Raw genomic sequence first — 26,513 nt, 5'->3', positions numbered from 1 at the left:
TTTTTAACAAGAAAACAACAATGACTTTAGAACAGTTCCTTAGCGAATGGCACAGCAAAGACCCTACTTTGCTGGTCCATACGAGTGGTTCTACAGGACTACCAAAACCGTTGCGTGTCGAAAAGACACGTATGCTGAATTCTGCACACATCACTTGCAACTTTCTTAATTTACACCCTAACGATACAGCCTTGCTGTGTATGCCGCTCGATTACATTGCAGGAAAGATGGTTGTGGTGCGTAGCATTGAGCGAAAATTGCAGCTGTTGAATGTTAAACCATCTGGACACCCCCTTTCTGATGCTTCTCTTGCTCAGCTATCAAATCCCGATACGCCCATTACATTTGCTGCAATGGTGCCTTTACAAGTGTTCAACACACTGCAAAACAGTAAGGAATGCGAACGATTAAAGCGCATTCGTCATCTAATAATAGGTGGCGGGAGTATAGATGATAATCTTTCAGCACAGCTAAAGAACTTTCCGAATGCGGTATGGAGCACATACGGTATGACAGAAACACTTTCGCACATTGCTCTTCGCCGTTTAAATGGAAACGAAAGAAGCGATTGGTATACGCCATTTGATAGTGTAAAGGTGTCGTTAAACAGCAATGGCTGTCTGGTAATAGATGCCCCTGCCGTTTGTGCACAACGCTTAGAAACAAATGATATAGCAGAATTGCGACTATCGGACGATGGAAAACGAACAGAGTTTCGCATACTGGGACGCAAAGATAATACCATCAATACGGGGGGGATAAAAGTACAGATGGAAGAGGTGGAAAAGGCATTGCGTACTTATATAGTTACTCCATTTCTAATAACAAAACGAAAGAATAAGAAGTTTGGCGAGGAAATAGTTCTACTAACAGAGACTAATGACTTAGAAGAGATACGTAAAGTTTGTATGAAAGTATTGCCACGATATTGGCAACCTGCGCACTATCAGCACATAAATAGGCTACCAATAACCGAAACTGGTAAAATAGCACGTGCAAAAGCGCTACAAATGGTAGATACTAACTTATAAAGGTTATAGTTTTCTATGATATCTAAAACGATCGTCTCAGATATCTGTCACGATCGTCTCAGATATCTGAGACAAACGTTACAGATATCTGAAACAAGAGTAACTGTAACAGACTGACTTTTATGGATATAAGAAACACTCTATTTGATTACTGTATAAACAGTAGTCGCAGCTTATAATTCCCTCGTCTATATTCTACTGAACCATTACAACTATAGCAGTATTGCCTAACTTATTGGGCACCGCTACAGAATATGGTGAGCACAGAAGAACATTTTGCAACAATAAACAATTATAAGTTTACCCTATAAACTATAGGCTAGCCCTATTATATAAAAAGTAAGAAAAGCATCTATCTATTAGAGCTTTTGTCATTATTCCATTAATACCACTGAACAGCCTGTGTAATTCCACTACGCTTGTCGTATTTAAGAGCATCGGTAAGTGTTGATGCATTACAACGGAAAGTGAAATTATACGATGTATAAGGCGCTAACACGATAGAAGCACTCATATTGAAACAATGCAAATCGCGCGACAAACTAGCCGTAGTCATACTAATAGCGTGGTTGTCAAAGTCGTAACCGCTTGAGAAGTTTATATTCCAACCATCACTAATGCGTATATTACCACTAACATTCAGTGTTTGCGAGAATTTATAAGGATAGCGCATTCGCTTTTTATTAAACGTACCTTGTTGGTTTTCACGCATTGTTATACCATAACCAAATGTTAAAGACCATGGCATATTAAAGCGCATATAGCCGTCAGCATCGGTTTCGGCAATACTCCCTCCTGTCTTTTGCGCTGCATGTTTACCCTTCTCCATCGTGTCGTCCATATTCGACTCTATGTTAGGATCTGGACCTTCGTCATCATCTTTCTGCTTATCGCCAGACTTTGCTTTGCCACCACCAAACCATTTCTTTATCTTATCTGGCGTAAGCGTAAACGAGAAGTTTTGCGACATACCTTGGAAACGTGGCAACCTACCATATCCCCATTCGGTATGATTGCCAACAAACGGTTTGCCATTCGCATCTAACTCGTAAGCGTATGTGGCAAATTGAGCATTCATAGAGAAAGTATAGTTCTTCCACAATTTCAAACGAAGGCGCACACTAAGGTCGCTCCATCTATGCCAATCGGTTGCAGCGTTATACGACATAGATGCTCCAAGCTCATCAATGATACTAAGCTTCTTATAACCAGTGGAATCCTTATCGCTACGGATTTTCATTTCTATGTTATTACTAACGTCCCAAGTTATCATTTCAGTCTTCGTCTTTCCAGGCACACTATACATTGCTTCTTGAAATGGTGAATAGTCAACAAGCTTTACATTACCACTTGCATCAGTATATTGGTAGCTGGCATAGTATCCGTAGCGTGGTGCCCCGAAGTTAGGCGAATACGATAATGTTATTTGTGGCGTAATAACGTGGCGTATTGCTTGTATTTTATTACCAAATATCTTTTTGTTCGGAATCCAAAAACCATATAGCTTTGTACTGGCTGCAAGATTTAGCGACCAGTTATATATGTTATAGAAACCAGCTATAGTATCGCGTTTCTCTTGTGAATGCACATTATCCCAACTGCGCATAATCTTATTAGTATACATACGGTCAGTGAAATTGAACGAAGGATTAAGATTGATATAGTTGAACAATGTAAAATTGGCTTGTATAGGGATATTGTGCTGAAAGCCATGCTTCCATTCTTTGGCAAAGTTAGCTCTCAGAATACGGTCTTCCTTACCAGCAATGGAGTTAGATAACTGACCAGTGTAGCTCATTGCTATTTTCTCATACCAACGCTCCTTGCCCATCGCTTTCTTGCGTTTAAATGGATAGAGGCGACTCAAACTAACATTAAGGTCGGGTAAGGTTAAATTAATGGTAGAGTCGCGCATACTTTGCGATAGGTTTACAGTAGTACTAATAGAAAGTCCAATATTAGGGAACTGTCGCGACCAGCTAACAGATGAAGTACGTGTAGACTGGCTCAACGTCTGCGGATTATACATACTGTTCAGGTTGTTGCGTTCGTAACTTGACGATGCAAAGTTCACGCTGGCAGCCAATGTACTGTTTGGGTTTGCTTTTGGGTCTTGCTGATGGTTCCATTGCAACTTAAAACTTCGTTCAGAAATATAGTCAGGCAATCCTTTATCGCCAGTTTTAGTATTCTGATAACTAAAGAGGAAAGACCCTGAATATTTATAGCGTTTACGGTAATTGCTTGCAGCACTCACACCCCACGAGCCACGTGTGTATATTTCGCCTAAGAGTTTCAAATCCCATTTATCGCTGATGGCAAAATAATATCCACCATCACGAAGGTAGAAACCACGGTCGTTCTCCTCGCCATAGCTTGGCATAATGAAACCACTAGAATACTTCTTGGAGAATGGAAAAAAGCCGTAAGGTATTGCTAAAGGTAACGGAACATCGGCAACCACAAGATAGGCTGGTCCGAAAACAACGTCTTTACCAGGACGAACCTTTGCACGCGAAAGAGCTATGTAGAAATCTGGGTGCGGCTTATCGCATGTTGTATAGCGACCGTGCTGAATATAAACAACGCCAGAAGAGTCGCGTTTAGCTCGCTCGCCAGTTAAGAAGCCATCGTCTTGAGCTGTGTACACTCCCTTAATCATTCCACGCTTCGACTTAATGTTAAATGCCATTGAGTCGCTAGTATATTCTTGACCACTAAGTGTAAACTCTGGCTTTCCTTTTATACCACCTTCTGCTGTAGAGTCAGTAGTTCCATTGGCTCGCACAAGATTACTATCTAAGTTCATAGAAACATTGTCGCTGCTAAGTTTCATATTCTGATAGTTCATCTTTGCAGAGCCATACAGATGCGCTACACGTGTCTTTGCATCGTAAACGAGTGAATCGTCTGCCGAATATGTTACAGGAGCTTCTATTCCATTCGATTTCGATTTCATTATACTATCAACACGAATAGAATCGTCTATAGCTTTATTGTGCTTATAAATGGCGAGTTGCAACGAGTCCATTTGTGTGGTATCAATCGTTGTCTGCACTGTGTCTGCACTTTTTTGCAATGGTCTTAGGCGTTTAGCACCTGTTACATTGCTTTCGCTAACAGCATTAATAAAAGGTAAGAGAAGAGAAGATACGACAGAAGATGCCATTGCGAATGCTATGACAAACGTAAAAATGAATATGAGTATCTTTGCTTTCATTATCTAATTGCGTACAAAATTACGCAAATAATAGAATAAATAGTGGCTATTTCTTTATTTTAACTTTTTGTAGGAGTAAAGCTATCGTATAGTTAGAGTAAAACTATTGTATAGTTGGAGTAAAACTATTGTATAGTTGGAGTAAAGTTATCGTGTTGTTGGCTCGAACATATTGTGCCAAACTATAAATCTCTCTACACCTTCGCAGCCAAACTTTGCTAAACTCTTTACAGCCTGTTCGAAGGTTTTCTCTATATCTAAATGAGTTTTGGAAAAGAACTTATCAGCATAACAAATAAGTTTCTCTTCAGTGGTTTCGGGCAGAAAGTCTTGTTGTGGTAATGGAAGTTCTTGCTCTATTATCTCTTTTTTGGTAAGTCCTGCACCTGTATGGCGTTCGCAAACACGTGCATGTTGTGGATAGCCTTCGTTTCGTAGCAGTTCGGCGCCTATTCGTCCGTGTTGTATATAGGGTGCATTGCCGAAACATTGTATGCCTGGAGCATTGCATTTAAATATGCCTATGTCGTGTAGCATAGCAGCTTCTTCCACAAATTGGCGGTCTATATGTAGTTCTGGATGCTGGTCTACTATTGCCAATGCTTTATTGGCAACGCTACGACTGTGTACCAGAAGAATGTGTTTGAGTTTGTTTTCTTCTGGATAATATTGATTAATGATGGCTTGATAGTCCATTGTATGTATTTTTTATATATTCTAAAACGACAACGATTCATTCACTGCAGTCGAAAGCCTATAAGCTTTGTGTGTCGTGAATGAATCGTTATTCGATTTATATATCAAAGAGATACTTACTTTTCGTTTCTCTGGATATATGCAAGCACATCACCCTTATTAATTTTAGAGCCTTGTTTTGCATTTATTTCTACCAACTTACCACCCAATGCGGCAGGTATTTCTACAAATTCGCCCCACGGAGCAAGAATGTAGCAGAACTTCTCGCCTTCTTTGTATTCTTTACCAATAAATGGCTCTACTGCAGGAGCGGCTTCACCATCACCTTGAAATTCCCAGAACACTTGTCCTTTAACGGGTGCTACAATGGCATCTGCTTTTGCGTGCTTAAATGCTGTTGCCTCTTCTATGCTAACTTTAGCACCAAGCTTAGCGTCCTTAGCCTTCTGCAAATCTGCTAAGAAATTCTTTTTAGCCTGACCGCTCTTATAGTTGCGATACTGTTCTGGGTGCATAGCTAGTTCAAAGAGTTCTTCGTCGTCTTGTCCGTACTCCCAACCGTTTTCGTCCATTTCTTTGCGGAAGCTGTCTAATGCGTTTGGTAGCAAAGTATGTGGGTCGGCATCGGTAAATTCATAACCTTTTTGTTTCGCTAACTCTACAAGTTCGTCGGCTATTTTACCAGGAACTTTACCACTCTTTCCAAGTATCATTCCCCACATAGAGTCGTCCATCATTGCAAAGCGACCTTTTCCCTGCTCAATAGTAAGAAGGTTCATCAAGGCTATGTTCTTAGTGTATTGAGAGAATGGTGTTACCAATGGAGGATAGCCTACACGAGGCCAAACGTATGCTACTTCGTCGAAGAGCTTCACTAATAGGTCGTCTAACGATAGTTCTGGTTCGCCCTTCTTCTTACGAAGGTTGTTTATGGTGGTGTGAATACCACCAAGGTCTGCCATCATAGAACCCATCATACCACCAGGCAAACCACATTCTAACAATAGCGAACTGCTTATCTTGTTTTTAGGGTTAATGAAGTAGCCCAACCATTCATCTATGAATTCTTGTGTCATAGCACGCGCCTTCATATATGCGTCCATATTTATTTCGGGAACATCGAAACCTGCGTTCTTCAGCATACTCTGCACCGAAATTACGTCTGGATGCACCATTCCCCAAGATAACGGTTCGATTGCTACATCAAGTATGTCGGCACCGTTCTTTGCTACTTCGAGCATTGATGCCATTGACAAACCCGGACCAGAGTGACCGTGATATTCTATAATAATATTTGGGTGTTTGTCTTTTATCATCTTGGTAAGTTTGCCAAGGAATGCTGGCTGTCCGATACCTGCCATATCTTTCAAACAGAGTTCTTCGGCACCTGCCTCAATCTCTTTATCTGCCAATTCGCAGTAGTACTCTAAAGTGTGTACGGGCGAAGTGGTAATGCAGAGTGCAGCTTGTGGAATCATTCCTGCCTCTTTAGCCCACTTTATAGAAGGTGCGATGTTACGAATATCGTTCAAACCATCGAAGATACGAGGAATGTCTACACCTTGCGCATGCTTCACACGGTACATCATGGCACGAACATCATCGGGCACTGGATACATACGTAGTGCGTTCAAACCACGGTCGAGCATGTGTGTTTGTATACCAGCATCGTGTAATATCTTTGTATATGCACGGACTGATTCGTTTGGATTTTCGCCTGCAAGCAAATTAACTTGTTCGAATGCGCCTCCGTTTGTTTCTACGCGAGCAAAACAACCCATTTCTACAAATACTGGGGCAATGCGCACTAACTGGTCTTTGCGTGGCTGAAACTTACCTGAACTCTGCCACATATCTCGATAAATGAGACTAAACTGAATTTTCTTTGCCATCTTTTATACTTTATTCTTTCTTCTTGTTCTTGTCTAAAATATGTAATGCGCACGAGCATTACAGTGTGCAAAATTAGATAAAAAATATTATATTGCGGTATAATAGCCCATTTTTTTACAAATATTGGCTAAGTAGCAACTTAGGGAGACTATGGCAAAAAAACATACGAATGTATGCCACAAGTGCATATAAGTTATGATTTATAAACGGTTTCTCACCCTATAAGATATTAGAGAATAGACTGATTTTGTACTATGAGGGTACAGATTTATTAACTTTATTATGAAGGCATGGCAAGCTACGTAAAGTTAAAAAGGCAATAAAGATTGCTGACAAGAAAACAACAAATGAACACAAGAGAAATGAGATGAGAATATTTTAGAAAAGCGTGTGCTGTAATAATTTTCTGTTTTATGCCAATAAGTTTTAAGCAACACACTGCTAACCAGTAGTTTACATTAATATTTGAATCGAAATATTACAGAATAAATACTTCCATTATCCGCATCTGAATAAATATCTTTTATGTGCTATTATGTAAGTCTATAAAGGCTGCAATTTACTATGACGTCTAAAACGCTACTGACAGATATCTGAGACGAACGTGACAGATGTCTGTAATGAACGTAACAGATATCTAAAACAGAAGTAGAACTACACCCAACCGTTTCTCCCAAACATTTAGATGTTTTATATTATTAATGTGTAAACAGTAGTGCTGCTTATAAACTCTCCAGCTATTTTTATGCGAAAGCGAAGAATATTATAAAGGGTATAAAAAGAAAAGGTATACCAAACGTTTGTAAGGCATACCTTATATTATTAATTATAAAAAATAAACGAATTAAATTTGTTATATTTTCCTTACGCTTCTGTTATCGTCCCACAGCAATACAGCTACTATTTAAGCTGAATGCTATTGGCACTGCAAAAGCAATAGGCTAAGCGCCACAACAGAAAAGTATTATAAGTTGGGCTACAAGTATTCTGAGGAACATACTCAGTGGATAAACCGTAGAGTAGCCTAAGGCTGGTGCTTCTACGCTACAAACAGAGTTAGCGTATGCCAATGCTGGTGGGTCGGTGTAGGCACCTGCTATTGCACCCATTACGGTAAAATAGTTGAGCTTATATTTCAGACGAGCAATTGTACCTACTATAAGAATAGGAATAATGGTGATTAAGAAGCCCGTGTAAACGTATTTCAATCCATCGCCCTGAACCACTGTGTCCCAGAATCCTGCTCCGGCTTTAATACCAACCGATGCTAAGAATAGTGCTAAGCCAATTTCGCGTAACATCATATTTGCAGACGTAGTAGTGTAGGTTACAAGTTTCATACGATGGCCAAACCTTCCAAGCAAAATAGCTATAATAAGCGGACCACCAGCCAAACCCAACTTCAATGGAACGGGCATTCCAGGAATTGCCAAAGGCAAACTTCCAAACAGAATACCTACTACGACACCCACGAATATCGTGGCTATGTTTGGTGCATTCAACCGTCTTTCTGAGTTTCCCATCAGCTCAGCCACACGCTGCACATTTTCTTCAAAACCTACAACCATAATTCTGTCGCCCACCTGAAAACGATAGTTATTGCTTGCAAACAAGTCCATACCCTGACGGCTAATGCGTGTTACATTTACACCGTATACAGAGCGAAAGTGTAGCTTGCTAAGCACCTTACCATTCATACCACTGTTGGTTACAACAATACGGCGGCTCACCATTTGTTGTGGTTGTTCTTCTTCATGCCAGTCCACGTCTATTTGTGGTCCAATAAATGCAGCAACAGCTTCGGCATCTGCTTCAGCACATACAATCAGAATTTCATCATTAACGTGGAATACAGTGTCCGTAGATGGTATCGACAACTCTCCATTGTGCATTAAACGTGTGCAAACAACATCACGATTCAAGAAGTCGGTTATTTCTTGCAGAGTTCGTCCACCTATATACGAGTTCTCTACACGTAAATACATAGTGTGGGGTTTAGCATTAGGATTGTCGCCTTCTGCTTCGGTTAAAAGTGCATTTTCCTTATCTATGTCTACCTTACATATAAAGCGAATTGCTAATGTTGCACCAATAATACCAATAACACCCAATGGATAGGCGCAAGCATAACCCGAAGCAATATCGAAATTCATACCATTAGGAAACACGCTGTACAAAGCTTCCTTTGCAGCACCAAGCCCAGGAGTGTTTGTTACCGCACCATACATTGTTCCCACCATCATAGGTAGATTCTTATGATCGGTAGTGTCGAAAAAGGCAAAGTAGCAAGAAAACATAACAAGCACATTCAGCAAAATGGCTAAACATGCCAACAAATTCAGTCTCAATCCTCCTTTTCCAAAGCTCTCAAAGAAACCTGGTCCGACTTGCAGACCTATCATAAACACAAACAGAATAAGACCGAAGTCTTGCAAAAAGTTAAGTGTTCCCGTTGGTCCAGTAAAGCCTATATGCCCTGCCAAGATACCTACAAAGAGAATAAAAGTAACGCCAAGCGATATTCCGCCTACCTTTATTTTCCCAAGATAAACACCTAACGAAATAACCAAAGAATAGAGTAACACTATATGGGCTACACTATCGTCAGTAGTAAATAATTTAATTAACCAGTCCATAAATACTTATTTAACGGTGCAAAGATACTTATTTTAGTTAGAATAAAAAGAAATATACTGTCTATTTTGTATATCAATAGTCAATTATCAATATCTATATTATCACAGATTGATTTAAAATAATATACAAAATAGCAACCTTATAGGCTTCTTCTTTTCTCAAATAAAAGATTTTTTATAATTTTGCGCCATTATGGAATATAAGATTAGGTGTAACAAATGTGGCGATGTCTTCAAAGCAAGCACAGAACGCCAAGGATTACAAAAAGTGCGATGCCCCTATTGCGGTAGTGTGCTAAACTGCCAATTGGGTAATGGTAAACCCTTCAGAACACAAGCAAGAGCTGTGATTCCCATAACTGATGCTAGAAAAATAGACGCTAAAACAACAGAAACACAGCCAACAGCAAAAGCTAAATTTCTAAAGATGGCAACAGCCGATATGCTTCAGGCTGCCAAAGCAAAAATAAGTAGCCAGTCGCTACACGCATCGGCATTGGCAGCAACAACAGCAGCGGCTACATCGGAATACATTGCAAAATCGTCGTCGAAACTAAAAGCATTCCAAGAAAAATACAAAGACGGCGATTTGTGGATATTCTTTGTAGGTAGCTTCATATTTATCCTATCGGTTTTTGTTGGCTTATATCTGCTATCGGTACTTACAAACGTTATTTACGATAGTCATCTGTGGCTATTCAAAAAGTACATAGAATTTAAAAACACAATAGGCTTTTAACTATTTGGCACGCTTTTAGCATTCACACAGTAGCAAATAAATAGAACAAAAGGTTATGGCATTAGGAAAATGGATAGGCAGTGCACTCGGCTGGATATTAAGTGGTGGTAATGTTTTAGGTGCAATTGCAGGATACTGCATAGGAAGCCTGCTAAGCGAGGCTACAAGCACTGCGGAAAGAGAAAATGGTTTCAACGGAAACGGAAATACATTTAGAAACGACTATTCGGACACGCAATTTAATCAACGTCCATTCGAAGAAGACCGTAATTCGTTTCTCTTCTCAATGCTTGTGCTCTCATCGTATATTATAAAAGCTGATGGCAAAATAATGCATTCAGAAATGAATTGCGTTAGAAACTTTCTACGCAACAACTTTGGCGAACAGGCTGTTCGGCAAGGCGAAGATATATTGCTAAAGCTATTCGAAATGCAAAAACAACAGGGTGCCACTACATTCAAAGAAACTATACGCAAAAGTTGTGTGGAAATATCATTCCACATGAACATTGGACAGCGCTTACAACTGCTCGACTATCTTATTATAATAGCTAAAGTTGATGGTAACGTAAGTCCGGAAGAGGTGTATGCCCTGAAAGAAGTTGCAACCTATCTTGGACTTTCTGCACAAGATGTAGACTCAATGCTGAATATGGAAGCCTCTTCCAATCAACAAATAGGACTCGATGAAGCATACAAAATATTGGGAATATCGCCGAATGCTACCAACGACGAAGTGAAAGCTGCGTATCGTAAAATGGCACTAAAACATCACCCCGACCGCGTAAGCTCCTTAGGCGATGACGTCCGCGAGGCTGCCGAAAAGAAATTCCAAGAGATAAACAATGCTAAAGAGCGTATATATAAAGCCCGTGGACTTTAACCGAATTTATAAATATAGGTGGGAGAATTGTAGGCTGCCCCTATTACCTACACACTAACAAAATGAAATGCCGCTAATGTTTATAAAAGTCTGCTAAATATTGGCGCTATTTTTTTAGACGTCTGTAACGTTTGTTTCAGATGTTTGTCAGTTGCGTCTCAGATATCTGTAACGTTCGTTTTAGATGTCTATCATTTTCAACTTAAATATCACATCAAATTACAACCTTTGTTATCTCATATTCTAATACTCGAAATATATTTATCCTGCTGTGTAATACGAACTCCCCTATTCTGCATTATTTTGATTTAAATATCATAATAAGCACCTAACCAACAATATGTTGCTCGATATTATATTATACAGAAAAGAATATCTGTATAATCATCTTCTTTCTCAAAATATCTTCACCCTTTCTACACCTACTCCAATATATGGTAAATCGCTAATAATTAAAGAGAATTCGTATAAAATCAATGCTTATAGCGAATAAAGCAACAAATAAACAGCTTAAACAATTAATTAATATTAATATATTAAGTTTTATTTTGTTTTATTCATAGCTTTTCATTACCTTTGCACCATGTTTAGGACAATATCACATTGATTTATAAAACGATAGACTTATCTCGCAGAAAGCATTTAGTAAATCATTTTAATTGTCACAGTAATAGATTAACACTGTATAAAATAAACTCAAAAAGTAAATTTCAAGAGAAAAGAAAACTAAATAAATAATTGATGGTGATGAAATGTAAAAATGAAAAGATGGGCTATGTTATGCCACAGACTATTATTTACACTTTAGTTGGCGAATGCCCTATCTTAGCTGGTAGTCCTCCTGTTAGTACAACTCCAACGGTAGTTGACCCTACAGAGGACAATGAAGATACAGACCTCGTACCAGAGAATTGATTAAGAGATGTTGTCTATTTAAATGTAAAAACAAACAAATTACCAACTCATGAAGTTTAATAATATTCGCAAGTGCTATGCTGGACGCAAATCAACAGCGGCACTCACGTTTGTATGTCTTAGTGGACTTACTGCTTTTGGGCTGACTTCTTGTTCAGATAATGAACTTGATTCTACTGACAGTAGCCACAATGGCGCTGCCGTAACATTCCAGGTAACAACAACCGACAAGCAGGCTCAACAGGCTGCAAAGGCTAACCCAGCATTGGCAATGACGCGTGCAGGCTTCGCAAATCAACTGAATATACAGGGATTAACACCAGAAGACCTTGCAACACGCAAAATTGAAATTCCGGGTAACAACAAGTATTGTATTATAGAGAGTACAGTTGCTGGTATTGACAACGAATTAACGAACACCGATGCAGTAGCTACTCGCGCTAAAGTTACCACAACAGCAACTCTTGGTAAGTTCTCTACTATCGCTTATCGTGGTACTTCTGCAGCAAGCATCAGCACAACTCCGTGGTTCTATAATGCTGAAACAAATGCAAACGGTACACTCGCAAATACTCAGCTATGGTCATGGAGCGAGCCATACGCACGTTTCTATGCTGTTTATCCACAGGTTACAACTACTGACCACAGGCTAACACTTGCTCCATCAAGCAACACTTCAACTCCATACGTGAACATTGAGGTTGAACCAACTGTACAAAATCAGAAAGATTTGATGACTGCTTGTTCTGGAACAACACCTATTCAATATACTACGTTTGGAACGGCACCTGCTGTTCCTTTGCAGTTCCAACATGCAATGACAGCTATTCGCTTCAAAATTGGCGACCGCTTATCAGGCTCTCATCATATTACAAAGATTGAGATTATTAACGCAATGAGCAAAGGTAAGTTCACTTTACCTTCATCAGTACAGGCTACTACTGGTGCATCTTTCAACAGTGCATGGTCTGATGTTAGCACTCCTGCTACCTTCACTCTCGATGATATCAATGTTAGCACAGCAGGACACGTCAACGAGACTATCGTTGGTAAAGATGGCGACAACTTCACTTTCTATATGATTCCACAGAGTTTATCGGGTCTCAAGGTTAAGGTATACTTCGACAATCAGCCTAATCCTGCTATTGTAGCACCGCTCGCTGGCACTTGGAAGGCTGGTACTACAAAGACATACGCATTATCACAGTCGGCTAATAATCTCAAATATACCTTCGAAGCTACTCCTAACCCAAGTGAAGCAGCAAACACAGAAGGTGCAACTACATCATATCAGATTACATCATACGTAGACGATGACAAGCTGCATCGTCCTGTTAAATGGAAGGTAGTTAGCTATGACGCTGATGGAGATGGTACCTTCTCTATGAATGAGAAGCCTGATTGGCTGACTATTCCTAATGAAGGCAGAACTACAACGCAAGATGTTGAACAATATACTGCTACCTTCAAAGCCAACCAACGCGATGTTTTGGCAGACTTCAACAATGCAATGAAGACTGCAGATCCTGTTACAAACTACAATCTTGCTAATGCTAAAGGCGAGGCAGCAATAGAGAATACTGCAAACTGTTACGTTATCAGTGCACCTGGTACATACCGTATTCCATTGGTTTATGGTAATGCTATTAAGGGAGGTGATACTAACGCTTCTGCATATACAAGTACAGCACCAACTACTCACTTACCGAAACCGGGTGGCGGATATTATCCCGAAGACCTAATCTTGCATACATTTGTTGATCATAACGATGATCCAATTACTTCTCCATATATCAACATACAGAATGCTGCAGACCAAGCAACAAAAGCAAAAGTCATTTGGGAGGATTGCCAGAACATCGTTACAACCCCTAAAGTTACAGGAAGTGGCGCAGACTCTTACCTTACCTTTACAATCAAGAAAGAGAACCTGCAGAATGGAAATGCCGTTGTTGCAGTTACAAATGCGACAGGTAAGGTTATGTGGTCATGGCACTTATGGTTTACTCCTAAGAGTTCTCTTAAGAAAATTGCTGTTACCAGTGATGGGGCTGAATATAAGTTTATGACTGATAACCTTGGTTGGAAATACACCAAATGGACAGGTGGACTTAAGCGTGAAGTTGTTGTTAAGATAGAACAGCAGGCTGAAACAGGCGAAAAGAAGACTGCTACTATTACGCTTAAACAAGCTGCAGGCAATAATGTTCGCGAAGGATATGGAAATCTTTATCAGTGGGGACGTAAGGATCCACTGCCTGGTATCAATACAACAGGTTTTGCCTTCGATAACAACTATGTAGAGATACCTAAAGATAAGGGAGATGAACCTGCTAATGTAATTAAGATGAAGACCCGTACTATTGGACGTAGTATTCAAAATCCAGGCATAATGCTTCCAAAAGTTGGTGGTGGTAAATTAGGCTGGCAATATCAACAGATTATTAATATGTGGTCTGCAAACAACAATAAGCTTGATGGTTCTGTTCGCAATGATGTGAAAACAATCTATGACCCTTCTCCTGTAGGTTTCAAGGTGCCTGATGCACATGCATTCATGGGCTTTAGCACGACAGGAGCTGTATGGAGCAATGGTTATACATTCAAAGTTGATAACGATAAGGAAATCTACTTCCAAGCAGGAGGTGCCCGTTATGGTACAAGTGGAGCATTAACTGCTAATGGTATTGTTGGTTTTTACTGGCAATCAGTCCCTAAGCCTGATGGTGCTGGTAGTCTTGGATTTGGTTACCGTACATCAATGAAAGATGGTACAATAGCAACAATTAATTCTCCTGCAACAGATGACCTTGGTTCTTATGCGAATGGTTACGGTGTTCGCCCAGTAGCAGAGTAAACATAACTTTTCATAATTATATAATTACAGCCTCTCAGACGCAAGTTTGAGGGGCTGCTTTTGTATTATAAAATAGATAAACGTAAATTAGAGTGATAAGAAGGATTTTTACTTGTCTACTCTCCTTCCATATACCAAGAAAAAACGATTGCAGTTGCATTTACAATGTAGCAAAAACAACTAACAACGATAGGAAAATTAAGTTAGGTAGGAAAATAAGCTATAACATCGTTGCATGTTATTTATACTATTACTTCTCCTACTACCTTTCAGTTTCTTGCCTCTATACAAAATAAGTGAGGCTATTTTAAACAGCAAATACAGCATCTACACTAACTAAATAGAACACCACTAATACGCATAAAAGTCTGTACAATATTGTTACTTTTCTTTCAGATATCTGTGAGTTGCGTCTCAGATATCTGTAACGTTCGTTTTAGATATCTGTCAGTTGCGTTTTAGACGTCATAAAAAATACGATATTTATAGTCGTGTATTATTTCCTGCTGAGACACTCTTAACTTCAGATTAAATAGGAATAAGAATGCACTTATTTTAGTGATAAGAAACTGTTTAGACGAAGTGGTAAGAAACACTACTCTACCTTACACGGACATATTGTCAGACGATAGCGACAGTATGACACTTTCATTGTATTGGTACGAGTATTGTATTATACGAGGTATAAACATAAAAAATAAACAAATAAAATAGGAGATAAAATTATGATGTATAAGAATTCATGGTTACCAGAAGTATTTAACGACTTCTTTTATAACAACAATATGCCCAAAACAAATGCAACAGCACCAGCTATCAACGTATTAGAGAACGAAAACGAATACATTGTAGAGTTGGCTGCACCAGGCTTAAGAAAGGAAGACTTTGACATTAGTATTAATAACGATGGCGACTTAGTTATTAAGATGGAGAAGAAGAACGAAGTGAAAGATGAGAAAGCACACTACTTACGCAGAGAGTTTGCATACAGCAAATATGAACAAACACTTATTTTGCCAGACGATGTAAACAAAGACGAGGTTGGTGCAAGAATGAGTGATGGTGTGTTGAACATTACACTGCCAAAACTAAACAAGACAGTTCAGAAAGTAGCAAGACAAATTGAAGTTGGTTAATTCCATCTCATAATACGATTTCTACAATCACTTTAATGCTTCGGAATAGAAGCTTCCCTAAATAGAATGAATGAATAGTGATGATAATAGTTTATTCATAATATAATGAGAAATAATTGTTAGTAATAAAAGAATCCCCGAATGCGTGAGCACTCGGGGATTTTCTATTTCTTTTTTCCTTCCACTTCTATGCTATTGGTGATTAGCAAAACGAACTGCAGCCAATTCTTCATATTTAGTGTTGGGTTTTCCATAGTTTGCATACGGATAAATACTAATACCGCCACGAGGAGTGAAGATTCCTGTTACTTCTATATACTTAGGTTGCATTAGTTTTATAAGGTCTTTCATTATAATGTTAACGCAATCTTCGTGGAAATCGCCATGATTGCGAAAGCTAAACAAATAGAGTTTCAGGCTCTTGCTTTCTACCATACGTACATCGGGGACGTATGATATACGAATTTCTGCAAAGTCTGGTTGTCCTGTAATAGGGCACAAACTCGTAAATTCCGGACAGTTAAAGCGCACCCAGTAGTCGTTATCCTGATGCTTATTTTCAAACGTTTCCAACACTTCTGGTGCATAATCCATTCTATATTTGGTTGCAGAACCTAACAACTGCAAGCCCTCTTCGTTTCGTTCCATAATAGTTTTGTTTATTTTTGTTCTATGTGCAAAGGTAATATATTGTTAGAAAACAGCAAACACCTTCACGATATATTATACGTGAAGAGACTCTTCGCTATTCGCTTTAATGCTGATGGCAGTATTCGGATAGACTACAATCAGGAAAATCTTTCATATATTTATGAAAAAGCAGGTAATACACAAGGCAGAAAGCTACTTTACAATTAGTATCGTAGGTATAAACAAAAATAGGAAATAGACTCATTATAAACGCCTATCTCCTATTCTTAACACTTACATTAGATTAGACCTAACTCAAAGAGAATATTCTCCAAATGCTGTAGTTTACACCTTCATCATAAACGTCTTCGCCTTCATATTGCTTTAGCTTCTTCACCACACGAATGGTAAGTGGTAGAGCAATCACCTCGTAAAGTGTCTTTAACACTACCTGCCAAAGCATTAGTTTCGGCAATTCGGGAGTAGGAACAACACCGCCTAATGCCAGTGGAAAGAAAATTAGAGAATCGAGACTTTCTCCTGCAATGGTACTCAAGATGGCACGCCATGAGAAATGTCGTCCACCATCACGTAGCTTCATCTTACTCATTACGTAGGCATTAGCAAATGAACCCACAATGAAAGCTACGAAAGAAGCTGCTGCTACACGTGGAGCAAGACCAAAGACAGCATGGAATCCAGCTTCATTAGTCCAATAAGGAGCACCCGGTATCCAGTCGCACAGTGCACCCATTGCCACAAAGAAGAAGTTCATTGCAAAGCCCGTCCATATCAACAGACGTGCTTTTTTAAATCCCCACACTTCACAAACACAATCGTTTATGATGTAAGAGATAGGGAATACGATGAGCCCACCCGTCAATGAGATACCTAATACTGATATTTGCTTTGTTTCGAGAACGTTTGCTGCTATCAAGCAAACACAGAAGAGGATGCTGAAAAGCATAAACAGCACACTCACTTGTTGTTTTTGTTTTATCATTGTCTTGTTTTGTTAAAGGGGGTTGAGCAAGTACCCCTATCATTAAAAGTGTGGCAAAGGTACAAAAAAAGTCTTAAAGAATAGTAGTTTTATCAATACATTTCTTTATTTTTGCACTTCAATTGTACACACTTTAGTTTATTTGGAGTGTTATTAACAAACCATAAAACAGAAAAAGACTATATGAAGAAAATGTTTTTAGCAGCGCTTTTGGCTGCACAGACACTTACAGGATTTGCACAAGCGCAAGATTTCAAACCTTACGAAGAGAAGATGAATAAGCTCTATGCAGAGTTTACTGCGTTAAATAAGGAATATGCTACATTCCGCGGGAAAGACCCAAAAACCATAACCGATGCCGACAAACAGCAGATTGAACGCATTATGGCTAAGGGCGACTCGCTATCTGAAGCGCACACTGCACTTACATTAGAGATTATAAAGAAATTTAAAGACACTAAATATCCTGCGAAATATATTGCTGACGCATATTCAGGTTTCACTTACGACCAACTAAAGGAAGCTTTAGCACCAACGAGTGGCTATTACAAAGAAGAGTCGTTAAAAGAAGCAAAAGCATATCTCGCATCGTTAGAACTTCGCCGACCAGGACTTATGTACACCGATTTGGTTATGAAAGATATGAACGACAAGGAAATTAAGTTAAGTCAGTTTGCAGGTAAAGGTAACTATGTGTTTGTTGATTTCTGGGCAAGTTGGTGCGGTCCTTGCCGTGCAGAAATGCCAAACGTGGTTGAAGCTTACAATAAATATCATTCAAAAGGTTTAGAAATTGTTGGTGTTAGCTTCGATCAAAAGAAAGATGCGTGGACAGCAATGGTAAAGAAACTTGGTATGGAATGGCCACAAATGTCGGACCTAAAGGGCTGGCAATGTGAAGCTGGAAAGGTTTATGGCATTCGTTCTATTCCTTCAAACATCTTGTTAGACCCACAAGGTAAGATTGTAGCAAGCGACTTACGTGGCGAAGAGTTACAGAAAAAGTTAGCTGAGATTTACAAATAAACTACACCAAACTATAAAAGAGCCTCATTGAACTATGCTGTTTAATGGGGCTCTTTTGTTTTAAAGAGTAATGAAACTAAGCTATACGCTATTGGGGTTTGACATAAACACATAAACTGCCAAATGCTTAATGTTGAAACACATAACGTTGTATTGTATCGTTATTGCACCATTAAACATATTCGTTAGCAACGAAAATGCTTTCTGTTTCTATATATTTATCCAAAAGCGATTTTACTATAGTGCAACGTCCATCAATGTTTTGTTATCGCTATACTCCTTCGCGCAGAAAATCTAAGGCATCTTTTATTTCCTCTTCGGTTGCAGTTCTGTTTATTACTACAGAGCCTAAGTCGTGCAATAGACTGAAGTTTATGTTGTTTCCTGCATTCTTTTTATCGTGTATCATTAAACTAATGAGCGCATCGTAGTCGTCGCAAGTAATGGGCAGTGTACCATAGTTGTTGCGTATGAAATTAACCGTCTGCCGCATAATAGTTTGAGGAAATCCTTGCTTTATTGCCGACAGATAAAGTTCGCAAACCATTCCGTATGCCACAGCATAACCGTGCAAAATGGGGTGCCGTGTCATAGCCCACTCTTCAAAAGCATGTCCAAATGTGTGACCAAAGTTCAATGCTTTTCTTATTCCTTGTTCGTGGGGGTCTTGCTCCACTATTTGCTCTTTTATAGCTACACTTACCTTTAGCATATCTGATAGTTGGTGCAGATTAAACGTAGCAGTATCAAAGTTTAGTAGTGTTGGTAGCAATTTTCTTTCAGTAATCAAACCATGTTTTAGCATTTCAGCATATCCACTTAATAAATTCTCATGGTCCAGGGTTTCTAACCATTGTGTGTCTATTATAACAGTTTTGGGGAAAGCAAATGCTCCTATTTCGTTTTTCAATCCACCAAAGTTTATACCAGTTTTGCCACCTACACTAGCATCTACCATAGCCAACAACGTAGTTGGTACATTCACGAAATTAATGCCACGCTTGAATGTAGCTGCGGCAAATCCCCCAATATCGGTTACCATTCCACCACCAAGATTTATAAGCATTGAATATCTGGTGGCCTTTGCTGCTTGCAAAACCATCCATACACAAGATAACGAAGTTAGGTTCTTGTTTACATCTGCACTTGGAATAGTTATGGGTTGTGCCTTTTTAAGACATTCGAAGTGCTTTATTCTGTTATAGCACATTCTAATTGTAGTGTCGTCGGCAAGAACAAATATCTTATCGGGGTTACATTTTGCTATAGAATCTGAAAGACTTTGCTCGAATTTATGTGTAAAAACAATTTGCTGTTTCATTCTCTTCTTTTATTTTAATTGCTCACAAATGTAATGCTTTTCTTTGTGTTCTCGGTAGCTTTGGCTGGCTTTTTTATGTTTCAATGGAAAAGAGATGAAGATATTCTAAGCAAGAATATAGTTGTTATGAATTGTTCTTTTATGCAATATAGCACCGAAAAGGATATTGTTTATTGGGCTATTATAATAACACGCAAATTAGAACAATGCAGAATAAAAAATTTTATATTACGCAGCCGAAGAAACATATTTCGAGTATTAGAGTGTGAGATAACAAAGGTTGTGTTTTGTTGTGTTATCTAAGCTGAAAATGATAGATATCTAAAACGAACTTTACAGATATCTGAAACGAACGCGACAGATATTTGAGACGAACGTTACAGACGTCTAAAAAAATAGAGTCTACATTTTACAGACTTTTATAAACATTAGTGGCATTCCATTTAAGTAGTGTGCAGACAGTAGGCACAGCTTATAATTCTCCCACCCTCTTTCTGCTATACGGTCGTTATACGTATAGTATATATAAACAAAAATAGGAGACAATGTGCCTTGCGGTCATTATCTCCTATTTATAAATTTCATATCCGTATTAAACCACTTTACTTAACCAACTTTAAGTCATAGTTAAGATCTTTTGTTGCGGCTTCTTCCAACTGGTCGTTCACCATACGAAGCGTAGAGTCGTTTGCTTGCAAGAAGTAGAGAGCATCATCTTTACCAGTAGTAAATTTGTAGCCTACTTTCTTTTCGCCTTTAACGTCTTTCTCTATCTTTTCTGCTTTACCTGTATAGTTGAGCACCTTATCTTTACCATTTTCAGCCTTTAAATAGGTTTCTTTTAAGCTAAAACCGTTTGTGCTGTCATTTGCCAATGCAATCTCGTAGCGGATACCTGGTCCATCGGCTGCAGGCACTTCGCCCGCATAACGCATAGAGTCAGTAGCCTCTACCTTTGTTGTATCTCCTGCTTTTGCATTAGCATTTTGTTTTCCCTTCTGCTGGCAAGCAACCATTGTGGCGCAAACTGCCATTAAAATGAATACTTTCTTCATATCTTTATTGCTTTAAAAATAATGTGTGCAAAGATAAACCATAATCCTTTATATCATCAAACTATTTCTGTTAATTACGTTTAATCTAATAAAATATGACATAACTCAAGGCGCTATAGTCGTATATTAAGGCATTTTATACAGTTATTTGTAATACTTACTTATGTCTGTTAGCCCTTTGTTGTCTATACTTTGCTTTCTGCTTTGCACTTCCAGAACCATGAGCTCCTGTTATGTATTTCTTTTTCTTTGCTTTAGTTTTTATTTTGCCATCATCGGCTTTGGCTTTAGGCGCTCCTCTGAAAACCATTCCGTTTTCTATAATCTCGTCTATATCGCTCATACTTTGTATACTTAGTCAATCTAGCTTATATTTTATTAATGATGGAACAAACGTACACCTGTAAATGCCATTGCTATGCCATACTTATTACATGTTTCTATAACATGGTCGTCTCGTATGCTGCCTCCAGCTTGAGCAATGTATTCAACACCACTCTTGTGTGCACGTTCTATATTGTCGCCAAAGGGGAAGAATGCATCTGAACCTAAAGCCACTTGCTTGTTCTGTGCAATCCATACTTTACGTTCGGCTAAGGTTAATGGTTCTGGCTTCTCAGTGAAAAATAACTGCCATGTTCCTTCTTGTAAAAGGTCTTCGTACTCATCAGATATATAAATATTGATAGAGTTATCGCGGTCGGCACGGCGTATTCCGTCTTTAAAAGGAAGATTCATTACCTTAGGGCACTGGCGCAGCCACCATTCATCGGCTTTACTGCCAGCCAAACGTGTACAATGAATACGACTTTGTTGTCCTGCTCCTATACCTATGGCTTGTCCGTCTTTAACGTAACATACCGAATTGCTTTGTGTATATTTTAGCGTAATAAGCGCTATAACAAGGTTCCGACGAGCCTCTTCTGGGAATATCTTATTTGTAGTAGGAATATTTTCGAAGAGTTTAGGATCGTCGAGTCGAATCTCATTTCTACCTTGTTCGAAAGTAATGCCAAACACTTGCTTACGTTCTATGGGAGTTGGTTTATAGATAGGGTCTATCTTTATTACATTATAGTTGCCTTTACGCTTCTTTTTTAGTATTGCGAGAGCCTCTGGCGTATAGTCGGGAGCAATAACGCCATCGCTTACTTCACGATTAATCAGTCGTGCTGTAGCTTCATCGCAAGTGTCGCTTAGCGCACAAAAATCGCCATACGAACACATACGGTCGGCACCTCGTGCACGTGCGTATGCAGAAGCAAGCGGCGTAAGCTCGAACTCCACATCGTCTACAAAGTAAATCTTTTTTAGTGTATCGCTCAATGGTAACCCAATGGCAGCTCCTGCTGGACTAACATGTTTAAAAGATGCAGCGGCAGGCATACCTGTAGCATCTTTCAGTTCTTTTACCAATTGCCAACTGTTGAGAGCATCAAGGAAGTTTATGTATCCTGGACGACCATTTAAAACTTCAATAGGTAATTCACCTTCGGTTACAAATATACGAGAGGGCTTTTGGTTGGGGTTACAACCATATTTAAGTTCTAATTCCTTCATAGTTTTAATGATATGTATGTGAATGATAGCCTTTTATTGTGTGCAAAGATAGACAAATAAAACGATATTTTTAAACTATTGTACTATATTTTTATGTATTACGTGTCAGAATACAAATATAAAAGAATTTAAATTATTGTTTAGCTTTTTTATGAAGTACTCTCGCTTTAATGTAACCATTTATATATATCTTTGCCGACAAAATGACTTAAATATTACGATATGAAATTAAGAATATTACCTTTTTGTATAATATCTATGTTGTTTGTTAGTTCAATGTTATTTGTTGGCTGTGCAGGTTTATCTAAAAAAAGCAACACTGCAAATGTTGATACCATTAACATAATAGGAAGATGGACTACTGATGCTCCTAACGACTCTGCTGTTAAGATTGGCATTGAACTAAAAGTAAACGGTGTGGCTTCGTCTATTAATATGCCGACTTTGCCGTACGACCATTGGAAGAAAGTGAATGACAGCACCGTTGCTATTCACGGAACAAGTGTTTTAGATGGAGAGAAGACAGAACTCACTGACACTTTCGATATAGATAAAACAAAGCAAACACTAAACCAACGTGGTAGTGATATAGTATATAAACGTGCTAATTAATAACAATTAAATACTTGTTGGCGGAATTAATTTAATGCATATTTGACATGTCCTAGTGGTCTGTCGTTTATGTAGTTAATGTATTGCAGTACTGTAAACGTACTGATTTTGGCAGTAATTCTTGCGAATAGTCCTGTGGTCTGTTTGGCATAGTTCCTGATGAGCATGAGATGGTCACATAGTTGAGAGAAACAAGTCTCAATTCTTTTTCTAGCCTTCGCATAAGGTTTAAAAGCAGGCTTCCATGTCTTCATGTTTAATCTATACGGAACCTCCAGTTTGATGTGCGCAGATGAAAACAGATCTTGTTGCAGTTCTGCACTCAGATAAGCTCTATCAGCAAGAATACTGCACTCTGAAAATTCAAACTTCACATCCTTCATATAATGTATATCATGAACATTAGCAGCCGTCAGGTCAAATGAATGTATAACACCTCGTAAACCGCATACAGCGTGCAACTTATAACCATAATAATATACTCCTTGCGTGGCGCAGTAACCAAAAGCTGGAGATTTATCAGGCTCGTCCTTGCCCATCTTGCAGCGTTTGCCTCTTGAGAGTCTGCAAACCTCTATCGGTTTGGAATCTACACAGAAATATTCCTCTGCACCATCCATTGCCTTTGCTATACGCTTACGAATCATTTCACACAGGTGATATGTGTTCTTGCGACGGTCATTGAACTGGCGACGACTGATGAGATGACAAAAGTCCTTTTGGTATTCTTTCAGCCGGTCAAAGAGGTTATTCTCACTGTCAATGCCGAGATGCTCAGCTGTCAGACTCAGGGCTATGACATCAAGGTCAGAGAAGCGAGGGACAACACCACGACGAGGAATATTTCCAAGGTCATTAACCAATCCGTAGGAGAATTTCTTGCATATCTCAAGTATTTTGACGAAATTTGCATATAAGTTGTGCATGGAGTTAAAGCAGATAACAGTATTGTTGATTATCATAAAGTTACTGATTTTTAGCGACATGTGCAACTTTTTTACATTCATATTTCTGATATTTTATCTATTGATTAATTCCGCCAACGGGTAATTAAATATATAGAAACAATGAGAAAATTATTGAATTTTGTGTGGCTCTTGGCGATAGCCTTAAGTGCTACTACAGTATTTACGTCGTGTAGCAAAAACGAAGATGATCCGAACAGAAGCGAAGAAAGAGAAAAAGGAACAGTAGAGGTAAATCCTGCAAAAGTTTTTATTAATGGAATGCCAAAAGCTATAGACGGCTATATATTAACTTGCGATTCCAAAGGTCGATTGTCTTCATTATACAACAAAGAAGAGAAAGAAACTGTTACATTTGAATACAAAACCAATGTTTTAGGTTCTACAGATGAGCCTAACGTTGTGATGACTATGCGCGAAGAAAATGAAAAGACTGTGTACAACTTGTTTCTGAATAAAGATGGATTTGTGAAGTACTGCGACGAAATTGAGTACGAAAAGAACAAGACCTATAAGAAGGCTACATGGAACTTTGAATACAATTCTGACGGACAACTTGCTAAAGCCATACAATCTAAAGATGGATTTAAAACTTTGTATACCATTATATACAAAGATGGAGACGCTGTAGAATCAATAACCAGATCAGAGAAAGAAGGTAAAGAAAAAGACCATTACAAAATTTACTATACTTCGAATAAAGTAACTTCGCCTATAGCAAACAAAGGTTGCATAATGGCTTTCGATGGAGGATTAGGTGTAGATTTGGAGGACTTCCAGAATGTATATTTTGCTGGAATGTTAGGAAAGGCAACCAAGCATCTGCCAATATACAACATAGATAAAGATAACAATATGACCAGTTTTGAGTGGTACTTCGATGCGAATGGATTTCCCATTAAGGTTGTTGCTAAAGATGATGACGACAGAGAAGACTCAAACATTGTTTGGTAAAGAGACAAGGAATAAAAATAATAGATTAGTTTAAATGCGCAAATATAGATACTACAGTTCTATTGCTTTTATATCTAAATCTTTATTTTTAGAATAACTTAAAGCGCAATTTAAATATTGATTATAACATAAGATACAAATAACAAACAAACTGAAAGATATGAAGAAAATTTTTAATTCTATGTGGGTATTGGCGCTTGTCTTAACTACATCGATGGTATTTACTGCGTGTAGTGAAAAGAACGATGACCCAAACGAAGAGGTAGAACAGGGAAAAGTTGTTGTTGATCCAGAGAATGTTTTTGTTAATGGTCTTCCTAAATCTATTGGAGACTATACTATTGACAAGAATTCTAAAGACCAGGTTGTTTTCATCTATAATCAGAAAGAGAAAGAATATATTACCTTTGAATACAAGAACAAAAACTTAGGTGCTACAGAAGAGCCTAATGTGGTGATGTCGGTAGAAGATAAAGATAACAAAGTGGTATATAATCTATTCTTAAATAAGTATGGATATGTGAGATATTGCGATGCTATAGAGTATAACACAAGCAACAATATTTATACAGCAAAAATAGACTTTGAATACAACAAGGATAGACAGCTTACTAAGATAGTTGAAACAGTTGGTGGATATAAGACAACAAGTTCCATTACCTATAAGAATGGCAACGCTATAGAGACTTCAGAAGTATCGCAAAAAGAAGGTAAAGAAACTGCTCATTGTAAGATATACTACACTTCTGACAAAGTAACTTCGCCAATCGAAAACAAAGGTTGCATTATGGACTTTGCCGACGGATTAGGTTTAGATTACGAAGACTTAACGTTTATTTACTATGCTGGAATGTTAGGAAAACCTACCAAGCATTTGCCTATATTTAGTATAGATTTAGAGAATAATAAATCAACTTTCAGCTGGGCATTGAATAGCAAGGGCTTCCCAACATCGTTTATACGTACATATAATAATGATAAATATGAATATACTATTGTTTGGTAAGAATAAAGCTAAAGTAATATAAAAATAAGCAAGAGGCAACGAAGCAAATGTTTCGTTGCCTTTGTTGTTGTATAAGCTGCTTAGTTTATATTGTTTTACAGATAGAGTTTGGTAGCGTTTCTTGTTACATCTCTTCCTGATTATGCTGAGTTCTAGCAAATTGATAGCATTGTTCATTGGTATTTTTAGTGTGAAGATTATTTTGAGAGTCTTCAGTTTTTAGGCGGTTACTTCTTTATTGCTTATGGTGCACAGCAGAGAAAAGGTGGACAATTATAAGCTACGATTATTGGTTTCTTAGCTATTAAATAGAACGTTTTAAATACTCAAGAAAGATAGTAAAATGTAGCCTTTTTGTTTCAGATATCTGTCGCA

General features: G+C 38.3%; 22 protein-coding genes. 11 read left to right on the top strand and 11 right to left on the bottom strand.

Annotated features, from left to right (window positions below; all coding sequences use genetic code 11):
• Positions 1 to 20 precede the first annotated feature (20 nt).
• Positions 21 to 1,031 (top strand): AMP-binding protein, encoded by a 1,011-nt coding sequence (locus DX009_RS03265; protein WP_115082990.1) that lies wholly within the window; start codon positions 21 to 23, stop codon positions 1,029 to 1,031.
• 382 nt (positions 1,032 to 1,413) lie between these two features.
• On the opposite strand, the gene DX009_RS03260 is transcribed toward DX009_RS03265, so the two are convergent.
• The 4 genes from DX009_RS03260 to DX009_RS03245 form a co-directional block, all read right to left on the bottom strand.
• Positions 1,414 to 4,251: a putative LPS assembly protein LptD gene (locus tag DX009_RS03260; RefSeq protein ID WP_115082989.1), complete on the bottom strand. Its 2,838-nt coding sequence runs from the start codon at positions 4,249 to 4,251 to the stop codon at positions 1,414 to 1,416.
• Between the two features lie 147 nt (positions 4,252 to 4,398).
• The gene (locus DX009_RS03255; protein WP_115082988.1) at positions 4,399 to 4,947 is read right to left on the bottom strand and encodes an HDIG domain-containing metalloprotein; all 549 of its coding nucleotides are present in this window, start codon (positions 4,945 to 4,947) and stop codon (positions 4,399 to 4,401) included.
• 116 nt (positions 4,948 to 5,063) lie between these two features.
• Entirely contained in the window at positions 5,064 to 6,839 is a 1,776-nt protein-coding gene (locus DX009_RS03250) for a biotin/lipoyl-binding protein (RefSeq protein ID WP_006045401.1), read from the bottom strand.
• Positions 6,840 to 7,781: 942 nt separating this feature from the next.
• Positions 7,782 to 9,476: a putative transporter gene (locus tag DX009_RS03245; protein ID WP_115082987.1), complete on the bottom strand. Its 1,695-nt coding sequence runs from the start codon at positions 9,474 to 9,476 to the stop codon at positions 7,782 to 7,784.
• Between the two features lie 193 nt (positions 9,477 to 9,669).
• Here DX009_RS03245 and DX009_RS03240 point away from each other — a divergent pair, with 193 nt between their 5' ends.
• From DX009_RS03240 to DX009_RS03225, 5 genes are all read left to right on the top strand, one after another.
• Positions 9,670 to 10,215 carry a TFIIB-type zinc ribbon-containing protein gene (locus tag DX009_RS03240; protein ID WP_006045405.1) on the top strand — a complete coding sequence of 182 codons (546 nt, stop codon included), beginning with the start codon at positions 9,670 to 9,672 and terminating at the stop codon, positions 10,213 to 10,215.
• A 55-nt stretch (positions 10,216 to 10,270) separates the two neighbouring features.
• On the top strand, positions 10,271 to 11,098 hold the full coding sequence (locus tag DX009_RS03235) for a DnaJ domain-containing protein (protein ID WP_115082986.1): 828 nt from the start codon (positions 10,271 to 10,273) through the stop codon (positions 11,096 to 11,098).
• A gap of 747 nt (positions 11,099 to 11,845) precedes the next feature.
• Complete coding sequence (locus DX009_RS13275; protein WP_181792344.1) at positions 11,846 to 12,013, top strand: hypothetical protein; 168 nt, start codon at positions 11,846 to 11,848, stop codon at positions 12,011 to 12,013.
• A 49-nt stretch (positions 12,014 to 12,062) separates the two neighbouring features.
• Positions 12,063 to 14,870, top strand: a complete 2,808-nt coding sequence (locus DX009_RS03230) for a fimbrillin family protein (protein WP_115082985.1) — start codon at positions 12,063 to 12,065, stop codon at positions 14,868 to 14,870.
• A gap of 728 nt (positions 14,871 to 15,598) precedes the next feature.
• Entirely contained in the window at positions 15,599 to 16,006 is a 408-nt protein-coding gene (locus tag DX009_RS03225; protein WP_040595421.1) for an Hsp20/alpha crystallin family protein, read from the top strand.
• A gap of 192 nt (positions 16,007 to 16,198) precedes the next feature.
• Here the strand turns inward: DX009_RS03225 and queF are convergent, their stop codons facing one another.
• Complete coding sequence (gene queF / locus DX009_RS03220; protein ID WP_006045411.1) at positions 16,199 to 16,654, bottom strand: preQ(1) synthase; 456 nt, start codon at positions 16,652 to 16,654, stop codon at positions 16,199 to 16,201.
• 81 nt (positions 16,655 to 16,735) lie between these two features.
• Between queF and DX009_RS13720 the strand changes: the two genes are divergently transcribed.
• A complete protein-coding gene (locus tag DX009_RS13720) occupies positions 16,736 to 16,864 on the top strand; it encodes a hypothetical protein (RefSeq protein ID WP_262510423.1) in 129 nt (42 codons plus the stop codon).
• An 82-nt stretch (positions 16,865 to 16,946) separates the two neighbouring features.
• On the opposite strand, the gene DX009_RS03210 is transcribed toward DX009_RS13720, so the two are convergent.
• Positions 16,947 to 17,639 (bottom strand): queuosine precursor transporter, encoded by a 693-nt coding sequence (locus DX009_RS03210; RefSeq protein ID WP_006045413.1) that lies wholly within the window; start codon positions 17,637 to 17,639, stop codon positions 16,947 to 16,949.
• Between the two features lie 183 nt (positions 17,640 to 17,822).
• Here DX009_RS03210 and DX009_RS03205 point away from each other — a divergent pair, with 183 nt between their 5' ends.
• Positions 17,823 to 18,665 (top strand): TlpA family protein disulfide reductase, encoded by an 843-nt coding sequence (locus DX009_RS03205; RefSeq protein WP_006045414.1) that lies wholly within the window; start codon positions 17,823 to 17,825, stop codon positions 18,663 to 18,665.
• Between the two features lie 271 nt (positions 18,666 to 18,936).
• Here DX009_RS03205 and aroB read toward each other — a convergent pair whose 3' ends face one another.
• The 4 genes from aroB to DX009_RS03180 all read right to left on the bottom strand — a co-directional run bounded on the left by aroB (position 18,937) and on the right by DX009_RS03180 (position 22,601).
• Positions 18,937 to 19,986, bottom strand: a complete 1,050-nt coding sequence (gene aroB, locus DX009_RS03200; protein WP_115082983.1) for a 3-dehydroquinate synthase — start codon at positions 19,984 to 19,986, stop codon at positions 18,937 to 18,939.
• Positions 19,987 to 20,588: 602 nt separating this feature from the next.
• On the bottom strand, positions 20,589 to 21,041 hold the full coding sequence (locus tag DX009_RS03190) for a copper resistance protein NlpE N-terminal domain-containing protein (protein WP_006045418.1): 453 nt from the start codon (positions 21,039 to 21,041) through the stop codon (positions 20,589 to 20,591).
• A gap of 157 nt (positions 21,042 to 21,198) precedes the next feature.
• Positions 21,199 to 21,384: a hypothetical protein gene (locus tag DX009_RS03185; RefSeq protein ID WP_004366450.1), complete on the bottom strand. Its 186-nt coding sequence runs from the start codon at positions 21,382 to 21,384 to the stop codon at positions 21,199 to 21,201.
• A gap of 35 nt (positions 21,385 to 21,419) precedes the next feature.
• Complete coding sequence (locus tag DX009_RS03180) at positions 21,420 to 22,601, bottom strand: phosphoribosylaminoimidazolecarboxamide formyltransferase (protein ID WP_115082981.1); 1,182 nt, start codon at positions 22,599 to 22,601, stop codon at positions 21,420 to 21,422.
• Between the two features lie 222 nt (positions 22,602 to 22,823).
• Between DX009_RS03180 and DX009_RS03175 the strand changes: the two genes are divergently transcribed.
• Positions 22,824 to 23,213 carry a lipocalin family protein gene (locus DX009_RS03175; RefSeq protein WP_245944573.1) on the top strand — a complete coding sequence of 130 codons (390 nt, stop codon included), beginning with the start codon at positions 22,824 to 22,826 and terminating at the stop codon, positions 23,211 to 23,213.
• A 26-nt stretch (positions 23,214 to 23,239) separates the two neighbouring features.
• Here DX009_RS03175 and DX009_RS03170 read toward each other — a convergent pair whose 3' ends face one another.
• On the bottom strand, positions 23,240 to 24,199 hold the full coding sequence (locus tag DX009_RS03170) for an IS982 family transposase (RefSeq protein ID WP_115082768.1): 960 nt from the start codon (positions 24,197 to 24,199) through the stop codon (positions 23,240 to 23,242).
• A gap of 81 nt (positions 24,200 to 24,280) precedes the next feature.
• On the opposite strand from DX009_RS03170, the gene DX009_RS03165 reads away from it, so the two are divergent.
• Both DX009_RS03165 and DX009_RS03160 read left to right on the top strand, forming a co-directional pair.
• Positions 24,281 to 25,132, top strand: a complete 852-nt coding sequence (locus tag DX009_RS03165; protein WP_115082980.1) for a DUF4595 domain-containing protein — start codon at positions 24,281 to 24,283, stop codon at positions 25,130 to 25,132.
• 160 nt (positions 25,133 to 25,292) lie between these two features.
• Positions 25,293 to 26,138, top strand: coding sequence for a DUF4595 domain-containing protein (locus tag DX009_RS03160; RefSeq protein ID WP_115082979.1), 846 nt, complete (start codon positions 25,293 to 25,295; stop codon positions 26,136 to 26,138).
• The last annotated feature ends 375 nt before the right edge of the window (positions 26,139 to 26,513 follow it).

It is taken from the genome of Prevotella pallens (assembly GCF_900454935.1).
Classification (GTDB): Bacteria; Bacteroidota; Bacteroidia; order Bacteroidales; family Bacteroidaceae; genus Prevotella; species Prevotella pallens.
The sequence above is the reverse complement of the archived record's forward strand: the minus strand, read 5'-3'. Positions and strand labels throughout refer to the sequence as shown.